Source organism: Natronobacterium gregoryi SP2 (assembly GCF_000230715.2).
Classification (GTDB): Archaea; Halobacteriota; Halobacteria; order Halobacteriales; family Natrialbaceae; genus Natronobacterium; species Natronobacterium gregoryi.
The window spans coordinates 3,629,615-3,651,567 of sequence record NC_019792.1; the positions used below are offsets into that span (position 1 = coordinate 3,629,615).

The 21,953-nt window shown below is 62.0% G+C and carries 22 protein-coding genes, 1 tRNA gene and 1 pseudogene; 10 read left to right on the forward strand and 14 right to left on the reverse strand.

The window, feature by feature from the left end:
- Positions 1–95: 95 nt before the first annotated feature.
- Entirely contained in the window at positions 96–956 is an 861-nt protein-coding gene (locus tag NATGR_RS17820) for a UbiA family prenyltransferase (protein ID WP_005580273.1), read from the forward strand.
- A 14-nt stretch (positions 957–970) separates the two neighbouring features.
- On the opposite strand, the gene NATGR_RS17825 is transcribed toward NATGR_RS17820, so the two are convergent.
- On the reverse strand, positions 971–1,243 hold the full coding sequence (locus NATGR_RS17825) for a hypothetical protein (RefSeq protein ID WP_005580274.1): 273 nt from the start codon (positions 1,241–1,243) through the stop codon (positions 971–973).
- A 309-nt stretch (positions 1,244–1,552) separates the two neighbouring features.
- On the opposite strand from NATGR_RS17825, the pseudogene NATGR_RS17830 reads away from it, so the two are divergent.
- Positions 1,553–2,381, forward strand: a pseudogene (locus NATGR_RS17830) (IS5 family transposase).
- A 312-nt stretch (positions 2,382–2,693) separates the two neighbouring features.
- Here the strand turns inward: NATGR_RS17830 and NATGR_RS17840 are convergent.
- Entirely contained in the window at positions 2,694–3,152 is a 459-nt protein-coding gene (locus NATGR_RS17840) for a universal stress protein (protein WP_005580275.1), read from the reverse strand.
- Between the two features lie 443 nt (positions 3,153–3,595).
- Here NATGR_RS17840 and NATGR_RS17845 point away from each other — a divergent pair, with 443 nt between their 5' ends.
- Positions 3,596–5,431, forward strand: a complete 1,836-nt coding sequence (locus NATGR_RS17845) for an SLC13 family permease (RefSeq protein WP_005580276.1) — start codon at positions 3,596–3,598, stop codon at positions 5,429–5,431.
- Between the two features lie 1,066 nt (positions 5,432–6,497).
- Here NATGR_RS17845 and NATGR_RS17850 read toward each other — a convergent pair.
- Positions 6,498–7,697 carry an aminotransferase class I/II-fold pyridoxal phosphate-dependent enzyme gene (locus tag NATGR_RS17850; RefSeq protein ID WP_005580278.1) on the reverse strand — a complete coding sequence of 400 codons (1,200 nt, stop codon included), beginning with the start codon at positions 7,695–7,697 and terminating at the stop codon, positions 6,498–6,500.
- Positions 7,698–7,955: 258 nt separating this feature from the next.
- On the opposite strand from NATGR_RS17850, the gene NATGR_RS17855 reads away from it, so the two are divergent.
- Entirely contained in the window at positions 7,956–8,783 is an 828-nt protein-coding gene (locus NATGR_RS17855) for a hypothetical protein (protein ID WP_005580280.1), read from the forward strand.
- A 91-nt stretch (positions 8,784–8,874) separates the two neighbouring features.
- Here NATGR_RS17855 and NATGR_RS17860 read toward each other — a convergent pair whose 3' ends face one another.
- The 3 genes from NATGR_RS17860 to sucC form a co-directional block, all read right to left on the reverse strand.
- Positions 8,875–9,315, reverse strand: coding sequence for a universal stress protein (locus NATGR_RS17860; RefSeq protein ID WP_005580281.1), 441 nt, complete (start codon positions 9,313–9,315; stop codon positions 8,875–8,877).
- 294 nt (positions 9,316–9,609) lie between these two features.
- On the reverse strand, positions 9,610–10,479 hold the full coding sequence (gene sucD / locus NATGR_RS17865; protein ID WP_005580282.1) for a succinate--CoA ligase subunit alpha: 870 nt from the start codon (positions 10,477–10,479) through the stop codon (positions 9,610–9,612).
- On the reverse strand, positions 10,476–11,627 hold the full coding sequence (gene sucC / locus NATGR_RS17870; RefSeq protein ID WP_005580283.1) for an ADP-forming succinate--CoA ligase subunit beta: 1,152 nt from the start codon (positions 11,625–11,627) through the stop codon (positions 10,476–10,478). The genes sucD and sucC overlap by 4 nt, the downstream gene beginning before the upstream one ends.
- Before the next feature lie 223 nt (positions 11,628–11,850).
- On the opposite strand from sucC, the gene NATGR_RS17875 reads away from it, so the two are divergent.
- The gene (locus NATGR_RS17875; protein ID WP_015233901.1) at positions 11,851–12,717 is read left to right on the forward strand and encodes a UbiA family prenyltransferase; all 867 of its coding nucleotides are present in this window, start codon (positions 11,851–11,853) and stop codon (positions 12,715–12,717) included.
- Positions 12,718–12,732: 15 nt separating this feature from the next.
- Here NATGR_RS17875 and NATGR_RS17880 read toward each other — a convergent pair whose 3' ends face one another.
- Positions 12,733–12,960: a DUF5795 family protein gene (locus tag NATGR_RS17880; protein ID WP_005580285.1), complete on the reverse strand. Its 228-nt coding sequence runs from the start codon at positions 12,958–12,960 to the stop codon at positions 12,733–12,735.
- A gap of 114 nt (positions 12,961–13,074) precedes the next feature.
- Here NATGR_RS17880 and NATGR_RS17885 point away from each other — a divergent pair, with 114 nt between their 5' ends.
- The gene (locus NATGR_RS17885) at positions 13,075–13,392 is read left to right on the forward strand and encodes a hypothetical protein (RefSeq protein WP_005580286.1); all 318 of its coding nucleotides are present in this window, start codon (positions 13,075–13,077) and stop codon (positions 13,390–13,392) included.
- A gap of 5 nt (positions 13,393–13,397) precedes the next feature.
- On the opposite strand, the gene NATGR_RS17890 is transcribed toward NATGR_RS17885, so the two are convergent.
- Positions 13,398–13,646: a HalOD1 output domain-containing protein gene (locus NATGR_RS17890; RefSeq protein WP_005580287.1), complete on the reverse strand. Its 249-nt coding sequence runs from the start codon at positions 13,644–13,646 to the stop codon at positions 13,398–13,400.
- A 753-nt stretch (positions 13,647–14,399) separates the two neighbouring features.
- Here NATGR_RS17890 and NATGR_RS17900 point away from each other — a divergent pair.
- Entirely contained in the window at positions 14,400–14,834 is a 435-nt protein-coding gene (locus NATGR_RS17900; RefSeq protein ID WP_005580289.1) for a universal stress protein, read from the forward strand.
- Between the two features lie 186 nt (positions 14,835–15,020).
- Here the strand turns inward: NATGR_RS17900 and NATGR_RS17905 are convergent.
- A tRNA-Glu gene (locus NATGR_RS17905) sits at positions 15,021–15,095 on the reverse strand.
- 340 nt (positions 15,096–15,435) lie between these two features.
- Here NATGR_RS17905 and NATGR_RS17910 point away from each other — a divergent pair.
- Positions 15,436–16,173, forward strand: coding sequence for a fumarylacetoacetate hydrolase family protein (locus NATGR_RS17910; protein ID WP_005580290.1), 738 nt, complete (start codon positions 15,436–15,438; stop codon positions 16,171–16,173).
- Positions 16,174–16,181: 8 nt separating this feature from the next.
- Here the strand turns inward: NATGR_RS17910 and NATGR_RS17915 are convergent, their stop codons facing one another.
- Positions 16,182–16,469, reverse strand: a complete 288-nt coding sequence (locus NATGR_RS17915; RefSeq protein ID WP_005580291.1) for a DUF357 domain-containing protein — start codon at positions 16,467–16,469, stop codon at positions 16,182–16,184.
- A gap of 50 nt (positions 16,470–16,519) precedes the next feature.
- Positions 16,520–17,779 carry a hypothetical protein gene (locus tag NATGR_RS17920; RefSeq protein ID WP_005580292.1) on the reverse strand — a complete coding sequence of 420 codons (1,260 nt, stop codon included), beginning with the start codon at positions 17,777–17,779 and terminating at the stop codon, positions 16,520–16,522.
- A 113-nt stretch (positions 17,780–17,892) separates the two neighbouring features.
- Here NATGR_RS17920 and grxC point away from each other — a divergent pair, with 113 nt between their 5' ends.
- Positions 17,893–19,212 (forward strand): glutaredoxin 3, encoded by a 1,320-nt coding sequence (gene grxC, locus NATGR_RS17925; protein ID WP_005580293.1) that lies wholly within the window; start codon positions 17,893–17,895, stop codon positions 19,210–19,212.
- 113 nt (positions 19,213–19,325) lie between these two features.
- On the opposite strand, the gene NATGR_RS17930 is transcribed toward grxC, so the two are convergent.
- A complete protein-coding gene (locus tag NATGR_RS17930; protein ID WP_005580294.1) occupies positions 19,326–19,628 on the reverse strand; it encodes a DUF7562 family protein in 303 nt (100 codons plus the stop codon).
- A gap of 370 nt (positions 19,629–19,998) precedes the next feature.
- On the reverse strand, positions 19,999–20,490 hold the full coding sequence (locus NATGR_RS17935; protein ID WP_005580295.1) for a TspO/MBR family protein: 492 nt from the start codon (positions 20,488–20,490) through the stop codon (positions 19,999–20,001).
- 123 nt (positions 20,491–20,613) lie between these two features.
- Between NATGR_RS17935 and NATGR_RS17940 the strand changes: the two genes are divergently transcribed.
- A complete protein-coding gene (locus NATGR_RS17940) occupies positions 20,614–21,093 on the forward strand; it encodes an RNA-binding protein (protein ID WP_005580296.1) in 480 nt (159 codons plus the stop codon).
- Between the two features lie 79 nt (positions 21,094–21,172).
- Here the strand turns inward: NATGR_RS17940 and NATGR_RS17945 are convergent, their stop codons facing one another.
- The gene (locus tag NATGR_RS17945; RefSeq protein WP_005580297.1) at positions 21,173–21,940 is read right to left on the reverse strand and encodes a DUF1028 domain-containing protein; all 768 of its coding nucleotides are present in this window, start codon (positions 21,938–21,940) and stop codon (positions 21,173–21,175) included.
- Between the last annotated feature and the right edge of the window lie 13 nt (positions 21,941–21,953).

A 21,953-nucleotide genomic window follows, 5' to 3' on the forward strand; every position in this document is an offset into this window, starting at 1 on the left:
TCGCCTCCCTCGAGCGGTAAGAGCGCTCGTTTACGTCGTCACCGAGCGTCGACGCCACCCCCGGAATTATACGTCAGTTCGTTGTCCCTCGAGGCATGGCTCTCTCGCGACGCGGGAGGGGTGGCCGGGCGACTGCAGGTGCGTTCTGGTCGCAGGTTCACCCCGTCTTCATGCTCCCGCCGCTCGCTGCGTCCCTGTTCGGCGCGATCCTCGCTCGAGATGTCGTCCTACTGGTCGCGACGATCCACGTCCTCGCGATGTTCGCGGCAGTCTACACGGCCCACGTCAAGGACGGCTACGTCGACTTCTATGTCCGTGGCGAAGACGACGGTCACCCGTTGACCGAACGTGGTTGTCGCGTCGCACTCGTCGCGTCGACGGCCGTCTTTGCGGGCTGTTGTCTCGTTCTCTACGTGCTGGTCGACGCCGTCGCAGTCGCGCTTACGGTCCCGACCTGGCTCGTCGCCTACCACCACGCGCCACAACTCGATACAAACCCCGTGACGGCGACGACGGGCTACCCGCTCGGGATCGCCCTCTCGCTTCTCGGCGGCTTCTACGTCCAGGCGGGAACGCTCACGGCCGTCGCCGTCGGCTTTGCCCTCGTCTTCCTCGTCTTGCTGTCGGGGATCAAGGTGATCGACGACGCCCAGGACTACGACTACGATCGCTCGATCGAGAAACGAACCGTCGCGGTCGCCGTCGGACCGGGTCGAGCATACGACGTTGCATACGGGCTGATGGCGACGGCGCTTCTCGTCGTGGTCGCGTTCGCGGTCGCTCGAGTGTTCCCACCGAGCGTCGTTTTGGCAGTGCTGGCGTTCGCTGCGGTTGCCGTGATCGCACGCCGGGCCGATCCGACTATTGCGACCATGCTGTTGATCCGGGGCTCGTACGTCTTCCTGGCGGTGCTGGTCGCGTCGGTGTGGTTCGAACCGCTCGCTCGCGTCTGGTGAACTGATTCGAAGCGTCAGGCGGGAGGTTCGATGTATCCGAACTGCAAGAGGATCAACATCAAGATCCACAGGGTAGCGTTCGCGGCTCCGATCGCCGCGAAAGCGAGTGGGAACCAGTTTCGCTGCATCGTCTTCTTTAGCTGAACACCGCTGTAGGCGGCGATCACTCCGACGAGCGGTATGATCATCGAGAGTACCGCGGACACGATTGCTCCCCACAGGTGTAGCGGCGTCTCGCCGTGTGCCTGTCCAATATCGTCTATCAGTGATAGATTTTCCGTCGCCATTGGCAGACCGTTGGTACTGCCCCACTATAAACTGACTGGTCAGTCAACAACGAGGGCGTCGCGTAAGAAACGGTCCCGGAGGCAGGCACACGCCGCTTACGTGCCCGTCCTGCGTCGAGTGTACGCTTCTCTTCGTAAGTTACGCCTCGAGAAAGCCGACGGAAAGGACTGGCCCGGGAATACATCGAGAGTGGGGGTTTCGGAACGGTACCTGAAACGATTCACGGGAAAGGGCTGCGTTGAATCACTAGGCGGCGTCGGGGAAGGTCAGTAAATCGAAGGAGTTGAAGCGGGAAAATTTGGTTGTCCATGACACAAATCGCCCGCTTCACCGAGCGTTGTGTCTCGATTGCTCAAAGAGTTACGGGTGAACGAGGCGAATCCGTCGCCCAGCAGGGTGGCGGTGGGTTCGCCGACTATGCCCTCGTCTCGCTGCATTGTCTCCGGATTTACCTTGGTACATTCTATCGAATGACGCTCGATCTGCTGAAGGAAATGCCACAAATAATGGGGGAGGTCGGCCTCGAAGCGGCTAATCTTCCCGCACCCTCCACGCTGTGTAAGGTGTTTGACCAGATCGAAATGAGCGTCTGTCGAGTGCTGGTGCGCCAGTCGGCGCAGTTGCACGACCTCTCTGAGCACGCTGCAATCGATGCAACGTTCTATGAAAAAATCGTGCTAGCCGCCATTACTACCAGCGAACGAATTATCGCGTTCAGACGCTCAAAGTGACAAATATCGTCGATACAGCATCGCAAGCTGTGCTCGATCTTCACTGTTTAACGACGCTAGAAGGCAGTGACGCGGATCTCTGTGTGCGGATCGTCCGCCGGAACGCGGGCGGTCTGGGGACTCTGGCTGCGATAAGGGCTCTGACAAGCAACAACTCCGCGAACGACTCCGTGGCCTCGACATTCGCCCGCTAATCAAACACCGAATCTTCGCGCCGTCGGATCACGCGCACAACGCCCGAATTGGCGAATATCGGTACGCTCAGTGGGCAATGAACGCAATCGTCAACTCAACCGTCAAGCGCTCGCTCGGGTACGCCGTGCGAGCGCGGACCTGGTATCGGGAGTTCCGTAAAATCGCTCTGATGTGTGTCGTCTACAATATCAAACGCGCTGCCAAACAGTGAAATCCACCGCCTTACACGGGTTGAACAGAGCCCCTGTTTCGAACGTCCGTTAGAGAAAGTGTTAAAGTGATTAGGTTAATGATCGATGCAGTGTGCGAAAGTGGCTCGTTCCACGCCGAGAATCACGTTACGTGAGCCCGTCGGTGTAGAGGTTGGCACCCCTCTCTCCGCGTGAACGCAGAGGACTTCCGCCTCAGCCGCAGGCGGATATCGACACTCAGGGACAGACCCGAGAGACCTCAAACACACGCAACGGCTCTCTTCGACAGGTACTGGACTCCCAACCCTTCCCCGTCCAAGACCGGAAACCACTTACTCTGGTTCGTTGGGAACAACCGTCACCGGCCGGTCACTGTCGAGGATCACTGCCTGGGCAACACTGCCGAACAGCACCTTCCCGACCGGAGTGTGTTTCGAGACGCCGAGGACGACCTCGTCGCTATCGAACTCCGCGACGGTCTCGACGATCGCCTCGGCGGGCGTCCCGACAGTCTCGTGGACCGCATACTCGACCCCGGCATCCTCGAGGACCTCGATGGCGATTTCGACCGACGCCGGTAGCCGGTCGACCTCCCTGATTGCGTCGGCCATCTCTTCGGCGTACGTCTCGAAGAAGCCACCGACCGCCCACTCAGCGTCGGGCAGCGTCACTTCCTCGTGAACGTAGAGGACGTCGACAACGTGGTCATCAGCTGCCCTCTGAACGACCGCCTCGGCCTGTGTGCGAACCCGCGACTCTTTCTCGTCGGCGGCGAGCAACACCCGATACATACGTCGTCGTTTCACTTCCAGCGATAAAACACTCGTGACGGTGGGCGTTCCGTCCACTTCCGTGGACTCATACTACATTGATATTTTCTCAGTGTGAACGCGGAGAAATCCCGAGTGGATAGAAATCAAAGATTTCCAAGCATCGCGGAATCTTCGATTTCGCTCAGCGGTGGGAGTTTCAGGTTCGCAACCACAGACGCCGCCACTTTACGAGAGTCCACATCTAACCCAGTCATCGTGGCCGGTGGCTGTCTAGTACCGTCCCAACCGTCGACTGACGGGTCGAATCGAGCCACACCGCCAGATTCGACCCATCAGTGCAGGCTTGGCCCGCCACTACGTGAGGGCACGTACCCACGCCGTGAACGGCGTGGTATTGCGCCTGTTCAGCCATACGTTGTGATAAAATTTTATCTTTATTCTCTTGGTTGTATTGATCGGTTATGGATCGCATATCCCGGGCGTGTCAACGCATCATTTGGAACGCTTGGACAGCTCTCTGGCGCTCGAGCGTCCGAACGAAGGCGTATCTCACTCTCGACGGAGCGAAAATCGCCGCCGACATCACGGACGGGGAGCTCCGCGCCGACGTGTCGGACGACCCAGCGGTAGGCCACCGGCTTGCCGATGGTTCACGCGACCCTGTCGACGAGCGACGCGACTCGAGTGGCGACTCACGGGATGTCGCCGCCCATCTGGGGGACTCGGGCGACCCAGGGGATGGGGGCGACGACGGGTCCCCGTTCGACGTGGGTGGCAGCTATGGCCTGCGCCAGCGGGTCAGTCTCCTGCTTGGCCCTTTCCTGTTCGCACTGATCTACTTCTCGCCGGCACCGGCAGGGCTCCCACCGGAGGGGAAGGCAGTTGCCGCCGTCACCGCTTGGGTCGCCATCTGGTGGGTTGGTGAGGCGATCCCGATCCCGGCGACGTCGCTGCTGCCGATCGTGCTCTTCCCGCTGACCGGTGCCTTGCCGGTCGCCGAGACGACACCGTCGTATGCCAGCCCGCTAATTTTCCTTTTTATGGGTGGGTTCTTCCTCGCGATGGCGATGCAGCGGTGGGGACTCCACCGCCGGATCGCCCTCCGTACGATCACGTTCGTCGGGAGCTCGCCTGCCCGACTCATTCTCGGTTTCATGATCGCGACGGCGTTTCTCTCGATGTGGGTCTCGAACAGCGCGACCGTGATGATGATGGTCCCTATCGCGCTGGCGGTGATCTATCAGACCGCCGATCTGGTCGACGAGACCGACCTCGATATCGCCACCGCCGAGGGTGAGTTCTCTTTCGGCATCGCCCTGATGCTCTGTATCGCCTACGGTGCGTCAGTTGGCGGCGTCGGCACACTCATCGGTACGCCGCCGAATATTCTCTTTGCGGGCCAGGCCGGCGAGTTGTTCGGAGAGACGATCGGCTTTGCCGAGTGGATGCTCTACGGCGTGCCGATCTCCGTCGTCGGGCTCGTAACTGTCTACGTCTACGTCACGCAGGTGGCGATGCGTCCGCAGTTCTCCAAGCTACCGGTCGAGGGTGAGACGATCGAGCGCCAACTCACCGATCTCGGTCCGATGTCAAGCCAGGAGCGACTGGTGCTCGTCGTCTTCGTCGGGATGGCCGCAAGTTGGATCGGCGCGAGCCTGCTCGATCAGGCCGGGGTGGTTCCAGTGCCCGACGACGTCGACTCGATCGTCGCAATCGCGGGCGCACTCGTTCTCTTTACCCTGCCGACGAAAACCGACGACGGCGACCACACGTTTGTCCTCGACTGGACGAACGCGGTCGAAATCCCCTGGGGCGTGATCCTGCTTTTCGGCGGCGGACTCGCGATCGCCGCCGGCTTCGGAGAGACCGGTCTCGCGGTCTGGATCGGCGAGCAACTAAGTGCCCTCGAGGGAGTCTCGATGGTGGTTATCCTGCTCTCTGTAGTCGCAATGACTATTTTTCTCACCGAGATCACCTCGAACACGGCGACGACCGCGATGCTGATGCCGATCCTCGCTGGCGTCGCGGTCGGTATCGGCGTCCACCCGTACGGGTTGATGATCGCCGCGGCGACGGCGGCTTCTTTTGCGTTCATGCTCCCGGTCGCGACGCCACCGAACGCGATTGTCTTCGGCAGCGGCTACATCACCATTCCCCAGATGGCCCGCGTTGGCTTCGGCCTCAACCTCCTTGGAGTCGTCCTGATCACGATCGTGGCGGTGCTGTGGCTCCCTTTCGCCTGGGGAATCGACGTGACGACGCTGCCAGCAGAATTCCTCGAGGCCTGGGGATCGTGACCTCGTCGACGACTTCGGTTGGAAACCACGCCTGCGGAGGCGATCGTTCTTTCGTGAGAGTGTGTCATACTGTCGGACAGTGGCAATACGCAGTCGGTCGCGGATTCGCGGCCGTCTTCACCGGTGACGGCCCCAGCAGAGCGACCGATCGTCACGTCGTTCTGTCCGGGAGTATCAGTGACCGAAACCGCACGATCGCTTGCGCCTCGACCGTCCTGCCAAATTACATGTATGAAAAACGATGCCGGCGGTGTGTCCCCTCCCTACTGCGCTACTCGCCCTGTGGCCTGCGTTGCTCCTTGAGGAGGGGGCTTACGCCTGCATTCAGCTAAACGCGCGGGAATCCTCACGTGGGGGGTCTCGGCTCATGCCGAACCACCACGCGAGCGACTTTTTCCTACCCGTGGATACGCCGGTTCGTGCTCGCTTCTTTGGGACTTTCGTGAGAGTGTGGTATCTCCGACCAACCGTGGTCGTCCCACTCGAATGCACGAGCCGTGCCATCGGCCGTGGTACGTCTGTTTCGTGGCGTCGGAGGACCGTCCCCCTTGTCGAAGGGTCCCGTGGCCCTTGAGGACACACTGGTACGGATTACTGTAACTATTTTCCGCCGACCGCCGACTCCGTTCTGGCGATCGGCGGTAATTGAATACAGCAAACCGTATAACAGGTCAGCGTGTCCTGATGCCGAGCAGTGTCTTTGGCCGAACCGCAGTTTGGACACGGCCGGCTTGTCCACGTTTCCGTGCGAACTTCGACCGTGATTTGTGCGATAGTGCATGGGTGAGATCCGAATCGAGTTCGACGGCGATGAACAGTACGAGCGACTGAAGAAACTGGAGCAACATCACGGGCTGACGTGAAAGGGGTTGTTCCTTGAAGGCGAGACGCGCATCCGCGAGGAGACTCCAAACGGCCAGTAGTCGGCGGTTGTTCGGCAGTGCTTATCGTTCGACTCCCAGTCTGAAGGCGAAGGGGGATGCCAACTTGTGCCACATAGAGGATGGCGTCGGTGGACTGCGTTCGACGCGAGGAGAACGCCTGGGGGACCGATCACCGAGGAAAGTCACAGCAGGCCGATATCCTCGCCGGCCGCCTGGAGCGCTTCGAGACAGGCGACGACATCGGCGGGCCGGTGTGTCGCTATCGGGGTGACCCGGAGACGACTCCGCCCGTCGTGTTTCGGCGGTTCGGTTGCCGGAGCGACGACATTTCGTTCTCTGATTCCATCGGCGAGCGCGATGGCGTCTTTCTGGTCGTCGACGACGATGGAAAGAACCTGAGAGTCGCCTCGTAGTTCGAACCCCATCGACTTGAGGCCGTCACGGAGATGGGCGACATTCTCCCAAAGCCGTTCGCGGGCGTCGGTGTGACGGGCGACGTGTAAGGCTTCACTCGCCGCGCCAGCAGACGTTGGCGCGAGTCCGGGCGAGGTGACGAACGGCGGGGCCTCGTGGACCAGCCACTCGATCAGGGCGTCGCTACCGGCGACGTAACCGCCCTGGCTGGCAAGCGCCATCGAGAGCGACCCCAACTGCACGTCGACACACTCCTCGAGTCCCTCAGCCTGGACGATTCCGCCGCCGCCGGCGTAGAGGCCCGTAGCGTGTGTCTCGTCGGCCAGCACCCACGCGCCGAACGTTGTGGCGAGGTTACAGATTGCCGACAGCGGTGCGACGGTGCCGGCCGTCCCGAAGACGGTGTCGGTTGCGATCAGCCAGGACTCGTCGTCGGCACCGTGTTCGGCTCGCATCTCGAGTTTCGATCGCAGGTCGTCGGGACTGCAGTGGTCGTAGACGACGACGTCGGCACGCGAGAGTTTGCAGCCGTCGACGATCCCTGCGTTAGTCGACTCGTCGACGAAGACGGCGTCAGGTTCGAGTGCCGTGATCGTGCCAACGCCCGCGACATAGCCCGACGAAAACGAGAGCGCACGGTCGGTGCCTGTGACCTCCGCGAGCTGGCGCTCGAGGTCGTGGTGGACGAGCGTGTCGCCGGTCACTGGCCGACTCGCTCCAGCGCCAGTACCGACGGTCGCGGCGGCCTGTCTGGCCGCGTTCTGGACCCGCTGGTTGCCGGTCAGCCCCAGATAGTTGTTCGATCCAAACACCAGCACCTCTTCGGCCTCGAGGACGGGTAGGTCGCCACCGGGCGGCGGAGCGAAGTGGACGCGCTCGGCCACTCGATCCGCAGGTGACAGCGTCCGTCGGTTCTCTTCCTCGAGAGCGGTCACCCGGTCCTCGAGGTCGAACCCGCGGTCTTCCATTCGCGTGAACGGACTCTTTGGTGTGGTTTTATTCTCACGGTTCTGTTTTGTGAATGGAAACTGATACGAATTGGACAGAACGCGGACGTAGATGCGTTCCGGCTGCAATTGGAACCGTCCCGGGATCGACGGCCACAAATGTTGGATTGTAGAACCAAGTTGGCCGTTACAGTAATGTGGTAGAACTCTAACTCATCTCAACTGGAAAAAGTCCAAAAATTAAATACGTGAGAGAATGTAGGATGCGTAAGTCGACCTATGACCGACAGTACGTTCGACGACGATGTGGGAAACGGGGGTGGGATCGACGTCGGCTCGAGTGGGAGTGAGTTGTTCGGCGGAATCGCGGAGGACGCCCACGAGGAGCCGGCGGTCGACGACGGGAAACCGGATCACGACCGGACCGTAGGCGATGTCGAAGACAGGACAGCTGCGTCTATCTTCGGCGAACTCAAGGCAGACGTCGGTAACGACGCCGACGACGTACTCGGGGACGAGAGTCCCGACGACATCATCGCGAGCGCGGACGAGCCGACGACCGACTCGGTGTGGCCGGACGACGACCTCGTCGCCGACGAAGAAGAACTCGAGACGCTTCTGTTGACTGGCCGCACGAAAGGACAGGAGTTTCTCTGGGTCGCCCCAGAAGACGCGAACGACGGCGAAAGATCCTCCGAAACAGAAACTGAAACCGGCGAGAAAACTGATCCGGAGACCGACGGTGCAGCGAGTGCTCCACCGACGGCGGCCGCCGAATCGGCCGAGATGGACGAGAACGGTTCGACCGCGGCTCCTACCGGGGTGGGGCCTGGAGAAACCGACGAAACGCGCGTCGCACTCGAGGCCGAGAGTAGCGACGACCCGGACGAGGCCTCCGCCACGAATCCCACACCCCTCGAGTCGACGTCGACTCTGGACGGCGACGAGTCGTCGGCCAGTACTGTCGGCGAGTCCGGAGCGACGACGGCGACCGAGGCAACGTCGACAGAAGAAACGGACTCGGGAGACGAAGACGAAAGCGAAGGCGAGTCGGACGACGCGACTGGGCTGGTCGGGTCACTACTGTCGACACTCAACCCCTTCTAAACTCCGGCGAACGTCGACGTGCGAGACGAACCGAAAGACCGCGATCGGATCGACTCGCAACGCTAAGCGTGACGAACCGATAGCCGTCGAACTACTCGTCTCCCACGTTTACCGTGACGACCGGCACCGGCGACGACCGGATGACCCGTTCGGCGACGCTCCCGATCAGTTCCCGGGACGTCCCCGTGCGACCGGATGTCGCCATGACGACGATGTCTACGTCGTTCTCGTCGACGTACTCGAGAATCTCCTCGTGTGGGACGCCACGAACGACCGACGACTCGACCTCGAGTCCGGACTCCTCGGCACGGTCGACGACGTCGTCGACGGCTCGCTCGCCGGCGTCGAACAGCGAGCCGTAGATGTCTTCTTCGGCGTCGTCGTCGAGTGTGCTTCCGAACGCCGGCGACGATTCGACGACGTACTGAGTGTGTAGGGTCGCGTCATATCGATCTGCGAGGTCGAGCGCGTGTGCGAGTGCGGTCTCTGATCGGTCGGAGCCGTCGGTCGGTGCAAAGACTGTATCGTACATAGGGCCCTATTCGGATAATCGACTTGAAGCGTTTTCGGCTGTCGCCAGTCACCAGGAATCCGGAACCGGGATGGCAAAAACGCGAATCGAAAGACAGGAGCCAGCTAGTACCGTCCCAACCGTGGATCGACTAGTTGAGAGTTGGTCAAAACCGATCACGATTCTCGATCAGAAGTACAGCGCACTAGCCAGAGTAGACTTGGGACGCTACTAGTACCGTCCCAACCGTCGACTGACGGGTCGAATCGAGCCACACCGCCAGATTCGACCCATCAGTTCAGGCTTGGCCCGCCACTAGAGAAACTCCGCTATATGATCGGCAACTTCCTCGGGAGTGTCACCGACCGGGACGCCGGCGTCGTTCAGAGCCGAAATCTTGCTCTCGGCAGTGCCGGTCCCGGAGCCAGAGACGATCGCACCGGCATGGCCCATGCGCTTGCCCGGCGGCGCGGTGCGGCCGGCGATGAAGCCTGCAACGGGCGTGTCGACGTGTTCGTCGATGAAGGCTGCGGCCTGCTCTTCGTCTTCGCCACCGATCTCGCCGCACATGACGATTGCCTCGGTGTCGGGGTCGTTCTCGAACAACTCGAGGGCATCGATGAAGCTCGTGCCGATGATCGGGTCGCCACCGATCCCGATCGCGGTCGTCTGGCCGATACCACGAGCGGTGAGGTTGTCGACGACCTGGTAGGTCAGAGTGCCCGAACGCGAGACGAGACCGACGTTCCCCTCGGCGAAGATGTTGCCGGGGAGAATGCCGAGTTTGGCCTCACCGGGCGTGATGAGACCGGGACAGTTCGGACCGACGAGTCGCGTATCGGTCTCCGAGAGGCGCTTGTTGACTTTGGCCATGTCCTGGGTCGGGATACCCTCCGTGATCGCGACGGCGAGATCGAGGTCCGCATCGAGCGCCTCGAAGATGGCGTCGCCCGCGAACGCCGGCGGGACGAAGACGACAGACGTGTCGGCGTTTTCCTCTTCGACGGCTTCGTGGACCGTGTCGTAGACGGGAACGCCGACAGCCTCCTGACCGCCCTTCCCCGGGACCGCACCGGCAACGACGTTGGTCCCGTACTCCATCATCTGTTCGGCGTGGAACTTTCCTTCCCCGCCAGTGATGCCCTGTACCACGACGCGCGTGTCGTCGTCGACTAAAACGCTCATTGTTCGTTCACCTCGTCAGCGTACTCGACGGAACGCTGAACCGCGTCCTCGAGGGTCTGTTCGACCGTCACGAGGTCCTCGTTCAGAATCTCCATACCTTCCTCCCAGTTCGTGCCGGCAAGCCGGACGACGACCGGCTTTGGAATCTCGTCGAACTGCTCGAGCGCCTCGTTGATCCCGCGGGCGACCTCGTCACCGCGAGTGATGCCGCCGAAGATGTTGAAGACGACCGAGTCGACGTTGTCGTCCGAAAAAACCATATCGAGCGCGTTCGCGATACGCTGGGCTTTCGCGCCACCGCCGACATCCAGGAAGTTGGCTGGTTCGCCGCCGTAGTGATCGACGAGATCCAGCGTCGTCATCACCAGCCCAGCGCCGTTGCCGATGATGCCGACGTTACCAGACAGGCGAACGTAGTCGAAGTCGTACTCGTCGGCCTTCTGCTCGAGTTCGTCCCCGCCGGCGGCTTCGTCTTCCATCTCGGCGAGTTCGGGCTGGCGGAACAGTGCGTCCTCGTCGACGTTCATCACAGCGTCGGCCGCGACGACCTCGTCGTCTTCGGTGACCATCAGCGGGTTGATCTCGACGTCGGAGCCGTCACGGCTCTCCCAGAGATCGTACAGCGTTTTCAGGATACTCGAGACGTCGCGGGCGACCGACTCGTCGACGCCCGCGTCGTAGACGGCCTTGCGGGCCTGGTAGGGATGCATGCCGAAAGACGGATCGACGTGCTCGCGTGCGATCGCGTCGGGATCTTCCTCGGCGACACCCTCTATATCGACCCCACCTTTGGTCGAAACCATCGCAACGGGCTTGCCCTCGCTGCGGTCCATCGTGATCCCGACGTAGAGTTCGTTGGTGAAGTCGACGGCTTCCTCGACGAGAACCTGCTCGACGTGATAGCCCTTGAGATCCATCCCAAGAATCGAATCGGCTGCCTCGCGAGCCTCGTCGGCGTCCGCGACGAGTTCGATCCCACCGGCCTTCCCACGCCCACCGACGTGTACCTGCGCTTTGACTGCGACTGGATACCCGATCTCGTCCGCCGCAGAAACGACCCCGTCGACGTCGGAGGCAAGTTGTGATGCCGGCGTCGGAATGCCAGCATCGGCAAAGACCCCCTTCGCCTGATATTCGTGTAGTCTCATACCCATTCGAACGGGCGTTCCGCCCTTGCTTAAATCCTGCCAGTTTCCGTTCGTCACGAAAACATCTTCGGCGAGCCCACCAGTGGCCGGCCCGAAACCGACGACGGTGACCGAAGCGTTTGACTCGAGCGAGCCCCAATCGTCGGCGAGACTCGCGGCACGCGAGGACCGGATCGAACCGCATGCAACTCACTCACGTCTCACAGCGGGGGTAACGCCGGTAATGTACCCGCCCGCTGCGCGCCTCGGTCGATGGGTCCGCACGCTCGAGAAGGGCCTTCGTATACTGGTCCACAGCAACCTCTTTATATCGATCGCGACCACGAGCGTCGCGGTGACGACGGCCCGCCTGGTCGGTCTCCCGCTCGAGGCGCTGCCACTTTTCGTCGTCTTCGCTGCGACGCTTTTCGTCTACACGGTCAACAGACTCACAGATCTCGAGGAAGACGAGCAAAACGTCCCACAGCGTGCGGCGTTTACGAAACGGTACGGACGACGCTGGCTGGGCCTTGGCTCGTTCCTCTATCTCGTTGCGGTCGTCGCCTCGCTCGCGCTCGGTCTGCCGGGGACGGGCTACATGCTGGCACCGCTTCTCGCCGTCGTCCTCTACTCGCAGGTCGGCATCAAGCGCGTGTTTTTCCTAAAGAACCTCTTCGTGGGGCTCGCCTGGGGAGCGATCCCACTTGGCGTCGGCTACTACTACGGACAGCTCTGGACCGCCGAAATCCTGTTTCTGACCGGCTACGTCGCCGCCATGATCACGGTCGCTGCAGTGATCTTCGACGTCAAAGACATCCAGGGCGATATCGAGGAAGGAATCTCGACGATTCCAAACACCGTCGGTCCAGAACAGACGCGGCAAGTAGCACAGCTCGGAAACGCCGCCGTCGCGATAGCCGTCGTCTCGGTCGTGACAGCAGGACTCGTTCCGACTCGGCTACTGGCCGTCCTCTCGATGAACGCATACGTCGCCAGCTACGTCCCGTTTGCGACACCTGACCGGGGGCCGCTGTTTTATGGGTTCGTCGTCGACGGCGAACACGTCTTCTTAGCCGGCGTCGTCGTCGGACTCGAGTGGCTACTGTGGTGACACCAGCGTTCGCGGTCAGTTCCGGTCGGTTTCACTCCAATCACAGTCCTGGCACTTCCAGCCGGTGACGAACTCGGTGACGGAAGGCATGTACCCGACTTGCAAAACGCCACCGCCGCAGTCGGGACACGCCCTGTCGGCGTCCTCGATCGATTCGGCCTCCATGACCGAGTCATCCTCGACGAGCTCTGCGAGTTTCTTGGCTGTGACCATTCGACCCTGAACGACGCGATTCTCGCTCACGTTCGAAAACCCGGGCCCGACCATCCTAAACGTTTCTTGCCCGAGGGCCTGCTTGAGGGACGGCCTGTAGGTGCGTGCACAATGGTATAGCGCTCTCGTTCCCAAAGACCAGTCATGGAAACGCGATGGGCAACGATCGACGGCGTGCGGGTACACGTTCCGGAAGACATCACTGCAGACGAACTCCGAGACCGACTCCACAAGCCCGACGATGCCGTCTTGATCGCCGTGACCGGTGACCTCGTCGCCGTCGTCCACGAGGACGACCGACCGCTCTCGGAACTGATCGCTGGCTGTGCGAACACCTACTACTTCAGGCGGGACGGAGACGTAGAGCGGACCGATATCCCTGCGATCGACGAAATCGAAACGGCGGTAACGGACCCGTCACAGGACGAGACGACGTTTCAGCGTCCCGATGTCGACCGCTGACGGCACTATTCGACTGTGACGACAGGTTCGTCCCCGAATTCAACCGTCACGTCGTATCCAGCGTACGGGAATGCGATTCGACCCGTGCGTTCTGCCCCCGACTCGGTCGTCTCGAACGCAGCAGTCAGTGCGTCCGGATCGACCGCCTCGAACAGCGGCGGGAGTTCCACCGGTTCCGTGTTTTCGAGCGTCGCAACAGCCATCACGATCCGTTCACACACTCCGTCACTGTCGGCCTCGAGAGTCTGAGTCATTGCTATCGTAGGCCACGCTCTGGCGTTAATATGTTTCGAAACTCGTATTGCTGATAGACATAGCCATGTACTCGTCCGTGAGGGGCGGCCGCCGGTTCTCACACCACGCCGAGCCGACTCGAGCAAATCTGTCGCCGACCGGAACCGACACGGAATTCGACGGTCTCGTACCGTTACTGTCGACGCGGCCGTACGCTCGCGTACCGATGACGACGAGCGAACGCGGTGCCAGCGAACGCGCTCACCCAGAGCACAGCAACCGACCGGTCTGACGGCCGGGATCGGCACGTGGCTCCTGCTCTCGGGCGTGCTCGTTACCGGAACCGGATGGATCGTCGTCCACAACGTGGTGGTCGGTGCTGCAATCGCTACCACGAGTGCAGACGCGGCGGCGTTCTCATAGGGATTATCGTACCAACCGGAGGTTTCGAAGCCCGTCCTTCGACGCTGTGTCGTGGTTCGTCACGGGAAAACTATGAACTCCTACGATACTCCCTATCAGACGAGGGTCCCCCTCCGCTCCCGACTGTCGCTGCGACGATCGTCGTCACCCTGCTGGGACTGTAGACGGCCGCGTCGGCGTTCGGCTTCGATCTCACAGCCATCCTGTTCTGGACCAACCTCGTCGTCGGTGCCGTCGTGGCAGTGCTGGGGATCGCAAGCGTCTACGCGAGCCGGCAGACGGCCGACATCTCTGCAGCCACGGCGTGATCTCCCCGTGACGTTAACACGCCTCACGTCGAACGACAGCGTATGACCGCTCACGTTCTCGTCCCCGTCGACGGATCGGCTGCTGCCGATACCGCACTCGAGTACGCTCACGAACAGTTCCCGAACGCGGGACTGACGCTGCTGTACGTGATGGACCCGATGGCCGACTACAGCCGCCGCCGATCGTTCCCAGGCTACCGGGACGACGACGAATTCACGAACGAACGGGAAAAAGGCGAACTCGTCCTCGAGAACGCAATCGAGAGGCTGCCAGACGACGCGTCGATCGAAACGACACTCGAGAGTGGTGACCCCGCGGATGCAATCGTCCGCTACACCGACGACGGAGACGTAGACCACGTCGTGATCGGAAGCCACGGTCGGAAATCCGTTGCCCGATTTTTGCTCGGCAGCGTCGCGGAGGCAGTCGTTCGCCGGTCGGTCGTGCCAGTGACGGTCGTGCGACCTGACGAGTAGCGATATCGTTCGGACGACGATTTCGACCCACGAGTCATACGGACTGCTGTACCGATGTCCCGGCGCGACCGCAGAAGTGTGCGGTCGCGCCGGAACTGACTGACAGCAAACCGTCTCAGTGTACTAGAGAGACGGTGGCTCACGAACCAGTCGACCCCGTGGCGCTTTACGTGGTTCGCAAAAGAGTGCTCCGTCTGGGATTTGAACCCAGGTCATCGGCTCGAAAGGCCGAAATGATTGGCCGGACTACACCAACGGAGCATATTGCTTCGCTCCTTGCTCCGGGCTTCGACGGCGGGCCGCCTCACCATGGAGCGTACATCGTTCGCGTCGCGCACCACCGTACGGGGCGCGTCTCGAACGCATTCGTTCGTTGCGCGGGGCTAATAAAAAACGTTCCGTTCCAGCGGCGTAGTGGCATGGGCTGACGTACCCGTCCCCGTCAGACGGATTGCTGTAACTAGTTACCGCCGATCGCCGACCCCGTTCTGGCGATCGGCGGTAATTGAATACAGCAAACCGTATCAGAGCGCGCGATTGCCCCACGACGAAACCCACCGTCTTCTCAACGTTTTTGGACCGCCATCACGACTCACCAGCCATGAAACACGTCCGCTTTCGCGATCCCGCAGGTGCCGTTCGCCGTGGCAAGTATCAGGACGGTATCGTCCACTTCGCGAACGAGAGTTACGACAAAGAAAGCGACGAGATCGATGTCCTGCCGCCCTGTGAACCCTCGAAGATCGTCTGCATCGGTCGCAACTATGCCGACCACGCCGACGAGATGGACTCCACGGTGCCGGACCAGCCGCTGCTCTTCCTGAAACCTCCGAGCGCACTCGCTGGACACGGCGACACCGTCACCGTCCCCGCGGGGAAAGACCGGATCGACTACGAGGCCGAACTGGCCGTCGTCATCGGCGAGCAGTGCCGTCACGTCCCCGAAGACGACGCCATGGACGCCGTCGAGGGGATCACTTGCATGAACGACATCTCGAACCGCGACGACCAGCGTCAGGAGAAAAACTGGGTCCGCGGGAAGGCCTTCGACGGTGCCGCGCCGCTTGGCCCGGTGCTCGCAACGCCGGACGAAGTCCCCGACGACGCCGCCGTCCGCTCGCGCGTCAACGGGGACCTGAAACAGGACGGCACCCGCGACCAGCTCATCTTCCCGATTCCGGAACTGATCGCCGAAATCACGACCTACCTCACTTTAGAACCCGGCGACATCATCGCGACCGGCACCCCCGAAGGCGTCGGCCCGCTCGCAGACGGCGACGAGATCGAGATCGAAGTCGAAGGTGTAGGAACGCTCGAGCACACCGTTTGCATCCCGTAACCGACCTGCTACTCGACCGTGAACAGGTGCCCCTCCGTGGGCACGTCGAACAGCCCGATTCGCGCGCCCGCGTCGAGCCACGCGTGTCCATAAGAAAAGGAGGCCAGAGCGTTCACCGGATCGTCGTTCTCGCGGAAGTGTCGCCCGTCCTCGAGATACGAATCGGCCATCTCGTAACACTCTGCGGCGGCGTCGTACATCGGCGTCCCCTCCCGCGGCGCGATCGTCGCCTCCGCAAGCGCCTCCGCGAGCAGTTCGCCGTAGCGGTCGGTCTTCTCCTCGAGATCGGCGGCCATAGAAAGACGTTCTCGAAGACGGCCGTAAGTCCGTCGACCGTCGCCGGTCGTCACTCCGCTCGTTCGAGGTCGATGGTCCGGTATGGCGTCGGCACGGCGTCGTACACCTCCTCGACTTCCGAATGCGTCTCACCTGCGTCACCGTCGAACTCGGTTGCCTCGAGGACGTACAACGGTGGCGAGTCGCCGAACGAGACGCCGGAGTAGGAGTCACCACTGACGCCGACGACGAAGTGATCGTCCATCTCGTAGTCGGTCTCCCCGATGTCGACCTCGTAGTCGCCGGGAATCTCGAGAATACCGACTTCGGAGTCGGTCAGATACCAGCAAAGTCCTGCGAGCGCGGTCGAAACGTCGTCGAGGTCGCCGCCCTCGAGAAGAGTGAGACGAATGTCTTTGGGGTTGCCGGACGCGCCCGAGAGCGGTTCAGGACTGTTTGGGATCGACCGGACGATATCGGCGGCGGTGCAGGCCGTTTCGGGAGTGGAGAAGTCGTACTCACCGATCTCCCGGGTAAACTCCTGGCGCATCGAGACGCTGTGACGTCCGGTCGTCGTCGACTCACCACCCTGGCCGAACGAGTGGACGACGCGCCCGTTGAGTGTCTCCCTTACCTGCGCTTCGTCGCTTAGAGCCATCTGGCACATCGACTTCCGAAGGCGAACGTCGATCGTCCAGCTTTCACCGGCAGTGGTCCCGTTGAACTGCAGGGCATACATTCCTTCACCGATGTCTCGTCTATAGGCCGCGTCCGAGTCGTCGGCGTTTTTCGGCTCGACGTCGTACTCGATCGGGTTCGGAACGATCTCACCGTCTTCGATATCGAATCGATCCGTCTCGGCGACGAACGCCTCGTATCCCATAACGAGGGGATCTATCTCCTCTGTTTCGTCCTCGATAACGACAGTGTATCGCAACTCCTCGGTCGAATCGAGTTCCGACGGATCGATCTCGAGGTCGAACTCGCGGATCGTACCGTCGGTGAGATCCTCGACGGGTTCTCTCGTCGTCTCCAGAGGCCACGGTTCGGTCAGCTCCCACAACTCGATTCGAAACTGGCCGTCGGTCAGAAACTGCTCGGGCAGCGACCCCTGTGGGATTCGCACCTCGAGTGAATCCAGCGAGTAGTCGGTCACGACGGGGTGGCGCTGTACGAACGGTCCCGCCTCGACTGTCGTCCCGGATTCGGTTTCGTCGGTGGTCGTTCGTTCCGATGACTCGTCGGGCGTAGAGTCGTCGCTCGACAGGTACGAATAGCCGGCCCCACCAGCACCCAGTGCTGCTGCTGCCAAAACCGTTCGTCGATCCATACGACAAACTCCCGATGCGGGTCACAAGTTCTTTATTGCCAAATAGTGTGGTGTGTATTAACACTCCGTAGTGGAGCGCAAGGCGTTTAGGCTCTGTTTTCCAATACGTTTCCATGAGCGACCAGCCTCGAGTCGAGATTTATACGAAGGAAGACTGTCCGTACTGCGACAAGGCCAAGGACCTCTTCGACAGCAAGGGCGTCGAGTACGAGGAGTACAACATGACCGGCGACGAGGAACTGTTCGAGGAGATGGTCGAGCGGGCCGGCGGGCGAAAGACTGCACCCGAAGTGTTCGTCGACGACGAGCTGATCGGCGGCTGGGACGACACGAGCAAACTCGACGAGACGGGCGAACTCGACGAGAAACTGGGACTCGTGACCGACGGGGGCGACGAGATCGTCGAACACCGTCCGCTGGTCATCGCCGGCACCGGGATCGCGGGTCTCACGGCAGCGGTCTACGCCGGCCGGGCAAACAACGATCCGCTGGTTATCGAGGGAGACGAACCTGGCGGCCAACTCACGTTGACGACCGATGTCGCGAACTACCCCGGCTTCCCCGAGGGAATCGGCGGCCCCGAACTCGTCAACAAAATGAAAGAACAGGCCCGACAGTTCGGCGCCGACCTGCAAAACGGCGTCATCGAGTCGGTCGACGACTCGACGCGCCCGTTCCGCGTCGAACTGACGAACGGCAACGTCTACACTGCAGACGCCGTGATCGCAGCCTCGGGAGCCAGCGCCCGCACGCTCGGGGTTCCGGGCGAGGACGAACTCATGGGCTATGGCCTCTCGACGTGTGCCACCTGTGACGGTGCCTTCTTCCGCGGCGAGGACATGCTCGTCGTCGGCGGCGGCGACGCCGCCATGGAGGAGGCAACCTTCCTGACGAAGTTCGCCGACACTGTCTACATCGCCCACCGCCGCGAGGAGTTCCGCGCGGAGGACTACTGGGTCGATCGCGTCCACGAGAAGGTCGAGGACGGCGAGATCGAGATCATGAAGAACACGGAACTGCTCGAGGTCCACGGCTCTCAGGAAGAGGGCGTCGACTACGTCACCCTCGTCGAGAACGACAAGGGCCATCCGACGGACCGACTCGAGGACCCGGAGACGAACGAGTTCGAGTTCGACGTCGGCGCGGTCTTCCTCGCGATCGGCCACACGCCGAACACGGAGTACCTCGAGGACACCGGCGTCGAGATGGACGACGACGGCTACCTCGTGACCCAGGGCGGTGACGGTGGTGGACAGACCGAGACCGCGGTGCCCGGTATCTTCGGCGCTGGCGACGTCGTCGACTACCACTACCAGCAAGCCGTCACCGCCGCCGGCATGGGCTCGAAAGCCGCGTTGGACGCCGACGAATACCTCGAGGACGTAGAGCGGGCGGAGTCGGGCGAGGCGGAAGCGGCCGCGGCGGACGACTGAGTCTCTCCGGTTGGAATTTCTGCCGTGTTGAAATGCGTATATTCCATCCGTTTCGGGAAGGATCTCACGAGGCTACCGACGAACAGTTGCTCGAGGTCGTCGCCGCAGTTGCGTTATTCCCTCCCTTCTTCGAGTGTGCCGTACCGGTCCGCAACCGTCGAGAAATACTGCAAGAGAAAAGCTTCCTGACTGCGCTCGCCGGCCTCGAGTTCGACGAGTAACTCCTCGAGTTCGTCTCGAGGCTGGTGACAGAGGTCGCCGTGGCAGGACTTGCAGACGTGTTCGAACGCCTTATCGTCGCGGTCCCAGCGGTCGCCGTGTTTGTCGTACTCGCGGGCCTCGTCTCGGACGACGTCGTCCCCACAGGCGAGGCAGGTGACCGTCTCGGTACGGTTCCGGGAGGACCACAGGGGCATAGTGTCTCCGACGGTGTGCTATTACTTAGCAATTACCGCAGCTCTCGAAGGGCCGGACTGTTCAGTCGGGCGACCGACACTCGAGGCGACAGGTCGCCGGTTACCCGTGGATGGTGGTGATGTTGGTGGTGTGAGACGGTTTGCTGTCAGTCAGTTCCGGCGCGACCGCGCGCTCCTGCGGTCGCGCCGGGACATCGGTACAGCACTCTGTATGGGTCGGACGCCCGCGATTGGAGAAGATCGTGTTGCGACGTGAGTGAGACGGATGGTTGGACCGATTTCTAGTGCAACCGCTTTGGATCGTGGGTGTACCGGAAACGAGTGCCAGTAAACAGTACGAGTAACCCCTCGGCGAGGCGTCGTCGGTCGGTCAGCCGCCGGCGTAGATCGCGTAGTTCAGCACGGCCGCGAACGACACCCAGACGAGATACGGGACTAGCAGGGTGGCCGCGAGCCGATCGACGCGATCGAAGGCGACGATGGTTCCGACGATCGCAAGCCACAGTGGGACGATCACCGCCAGTCCGAGATCCGGCCGCTGGAGCCCGAAGAAGGCCGGCGTCCAGGCGAGGTTCAGTGCGAACTGGACGGCGAACGTGGCGACCGCGATCGTCACGTCGCGGCCCCGACCGTGCCGGACGACGAGAAAGAGCGCGACCCCCAGCAGGGTAAACAGCAGCGTCCAAACGATCGGAAAGAGAACCTCCGGCGGGAAGAACCACGGGCGATCGATCCAACCGGTATCGGAACGAAACAGAAACGCCGGGGACGAACCGAGTGCGTTGACGCCGACGACGAACGCGAGTGCGACCAGTAGATCGCGGGTCGAGAGATCCGGACGGCGTTGCATAACCGATTCCATACCGCCCGGTACGTCTCGAGTCGGGGTATGCGTTCCGGCGACCGGACGGCCATCCAGGAATCGGCGGTGTAAAGCGACGGAAATCGAACGCTTAAATGGACCGGGACGGTAGAAGCCATCGACATGGACGTCAAATCCCGACATCACCTCCGGAGTGACGCCGTCTCGGATCTCGAGGACGGCCTTGAGGAGAAACTGGGCGTCTCGCCGGACGGCGACGCCTACGAGCGCGTCGAGTTCGAGGACACCGACTGGGAGGTCGTCTTGATCGACGGGGAGCCACAGGTCGCGTCCTTCGACGACGAACTGTTCCTGACGGTGCGGGGCGCGAACGCCTACGATCTCGGCAGGCGACTGGTGACTGTCGACGCGGGTGCGATATCGTTCGTTAGCGACGGTGCGGACGTGATGCGGCCCGGGATCACGGAAGCGAGCGAGGATATCGCCGCGGACGACCTGGTCGTCGTTGCCGAAGAGTCCCACGGGAAGGTGCTCGCGGTCGGCCGCGCCCGCGTCGACGGCGCGGAGATGGCTGGCGACGAGGGGAAAGTCGTCGACTCGCTACACCACGTCGGCGACGAGCTGTACGAGTTTACCGGCTGAGGTGGTTTCTGTAGGGATTTCTGGCACGACCGCAAACGGCTCGCGGTTGCGCCGTCGATGGCGACAGTGGCTCGGCTAGTCACCCGGTCTCGGCGAGGGAGTCCGCTTCGTACGCTTCCTCGTACTTCTCGAGGGTCGTCTCGTATCCCGCCATCGCGAGGTCGTAGGCTCCCCGTAGATCCGCGATTGGTGTCTCCGTTGCGTCGACCCGAAGATCGTTGTACGGCGGTGTCATAGCGTGGGTTTCGGTCGACTCGACGACGACCGCGGCGCTCTGGACGGGAAGCTCCTCGCGTTTGTCTCCACCCTCGACGTGGCCGGCCGCCAACGCGTCGATAAGCCGCTTTGCGAGCGGTTGTGGATCGTCTTCGTCGTCCAGTCTGGCCGCGTTCGGTCCCGTGGCAGGATCGGTGGTCTCGTGGACTGCGGTCGCTTCGTAGGCCTCCATCGTCGCCTCGATAACGTCTTCACCGGTGAGCAGATTGCCGGCGACGGTGACACGTTCGCCTTCGCGGTGGCCGAACCAGTCGCCACACTCCCCGCCCGAGAAGGCGAACGTCCCGTCGGCGTCGACGCCGTGCAACTGGCGCTGGGGCGCGCCCTCGTCTGCGTTGAGCAGTGCCTCGAGAGCGTCTTCGACGGTCAGCCCGTCGTCGATGTACTCGATGCCGCGTCGCCCGAGGTCGACGTTGACCAGGCTCTGGGTAGCGACGGCCCCGTTCTCGCTGACGAACGGACAGAGCGTTCCGACCCCCGGCAGGCGGGTTGTCACCGCGACCCCGAACCGCCGGTGAGAGTCGCCGGCCGGCGTCTCGTAGCTCTCGTGAGCGCAGATGCTGAACGTCATGTGCGAGGACAGA

Bases quoted from the DNA above. Each gene is read 5' to 3' on its own strand.
- NATGR_RS17850 (WP_005580278.1), bottom strand. From the start codon at position 7,697: ATGGAAGACCGCGGGTTCGACCTCGAGGACCGGGTGACCGCTCTCGAG.
- NATGR_RS17920 (WP_005580292.1), bottom strand. From the start codon at position 17,779: ATGGATCGACGAACGGTTTTGGCAGCAGCAGCACTGGGTGCTGGTGGG.
- NATGR_RS17940 (WP_005580296.1), top strand. From the start codon at position 20,614: ATGGACGTCAAATCCCGACATCACCTCCGGAGTGACGCCGTCTCGGAT.
- NATGR_RS17885 (WP_005580286.1), top strand. From the start codon at position 13,075: ATGGAAACGCGATGGGCAACGATCGACGGCGTGCGGGTACACGTTCCG.
- NATGR_RS17935 (WP_005580295.1), bottom strand. From the start codon at position 20,490: ATGGAATCGGTTATGCAACGCCGTCCGGATCTCTCGACCCGCGATCTA.
- NATGR_RS17825 (WP_005580274.1), bottom strand. From the start codon at position 1,243: ATGGCGACGGAAAATCTATCACTGATAGACGATATTGGACAGGCACAC.
- NATGR_RS17890 (WP_005580287.1), bottom strand. From the start codon at position 13,646: ATGACTCAGACTCTCGAGGCCGACAGTGACGGAGTGTGTGAACGGATC.
- NATGR_RS17910 (WP_005580290.1), top strand. From the start codon at position 15,436: ATGAAACACGTCCGCTTTCGCGATCCCGCAGGTGCCGTTCGCCGTGGC.
- NATGR_RS17875 (WP_015233901.1), top strand. From the start codon at position 11,851: ATGTACCCGCCCGCTGCGCGCCTCGGTCGATGGGTCCGCACGCTCGAG.
- NATGR_RS17820 (WP_005580273.1), top strand. From the start codon at position 96: ATGGCTCTCTCGCGACGCGGGAGGGGTGGCCGGGCGACTGCAGGTGCG.
- NATGR_RS17930 (WP_005580294.1), bottom strand. From the start codon at position 19,628: ATGCCCCTGTGGTCCTCCCGGAACCGTACCGAGACGGTCACCTGCCTC.
- NATGR_RS17945 (WP_005580297.1), bottom strand. From the start codon at position 21,940: ATGACGTTCAGCATCTGCGCTCACGAGAGCTACGAGACGCCGGCCGGC.
- NATGR_RS17900 (WP_005580289.1), top strand. From the start codon at position 14,400: ATGACCGCTCACGTTCTCGTCCCCGTCGACGGATCGGCTGCTGCCGAT.
- sucC (WP_005580283.1), bottom strand. From the start codon at position 11,627: ATGAGACTACACGAATATCAGGCGAAGGGGGTCTTTGCCGATGCTGGC.
- NATGR_RS17855 (WP_005580280.1), top strand. From the start codon at position 7,956: ATGACCGACAGTACGTTCGACGACGATGTGGGAAACGGGGGTGGGATC.
- sucD (WP_005580282.1), bottom strand. From the start codon at position 10,479: ATGAGCGTTTTAGTCGACGACGACACGCGCGTCGTGGTACAGGGCATC.
- NATGR_RS17845 (WP_005580276.1), top strand. From the start codon at position 3,596: ATGGATCGCATATCCCGGGCGTGTCAACGCATCATTTGGAACGCTTGG.
- NATGR_RS17915 (WP_005580291.1), bottom strand. From the start codon at position 16,469: ATGGCCGCCGATCTCGAGGAGAAGACCGACCGCTACGGCGAACTGCTC.
- NATGR_RS17860 (WP_005580281.1), bottom strand. From the start codon at position 9,315: ATGTACGATACAGTCTTTGCACCGACCGACGGCTCCGACCGATCAGAG.
- NATGR_RS17840 (WP_005580275.1), bottom strand. From the start codon at position 3,152: ATGTATCGGGTGTTGCTCGCCGCCGACGAGAAAGAGTCGCGGGTTCGC.
- grxC (WP_005580293.1), top strand. From the start codon at position 17,893: ATGAGCGACCAGCCTCGAGTCGAGATTTATACGAAGGAAGACTGTCCG.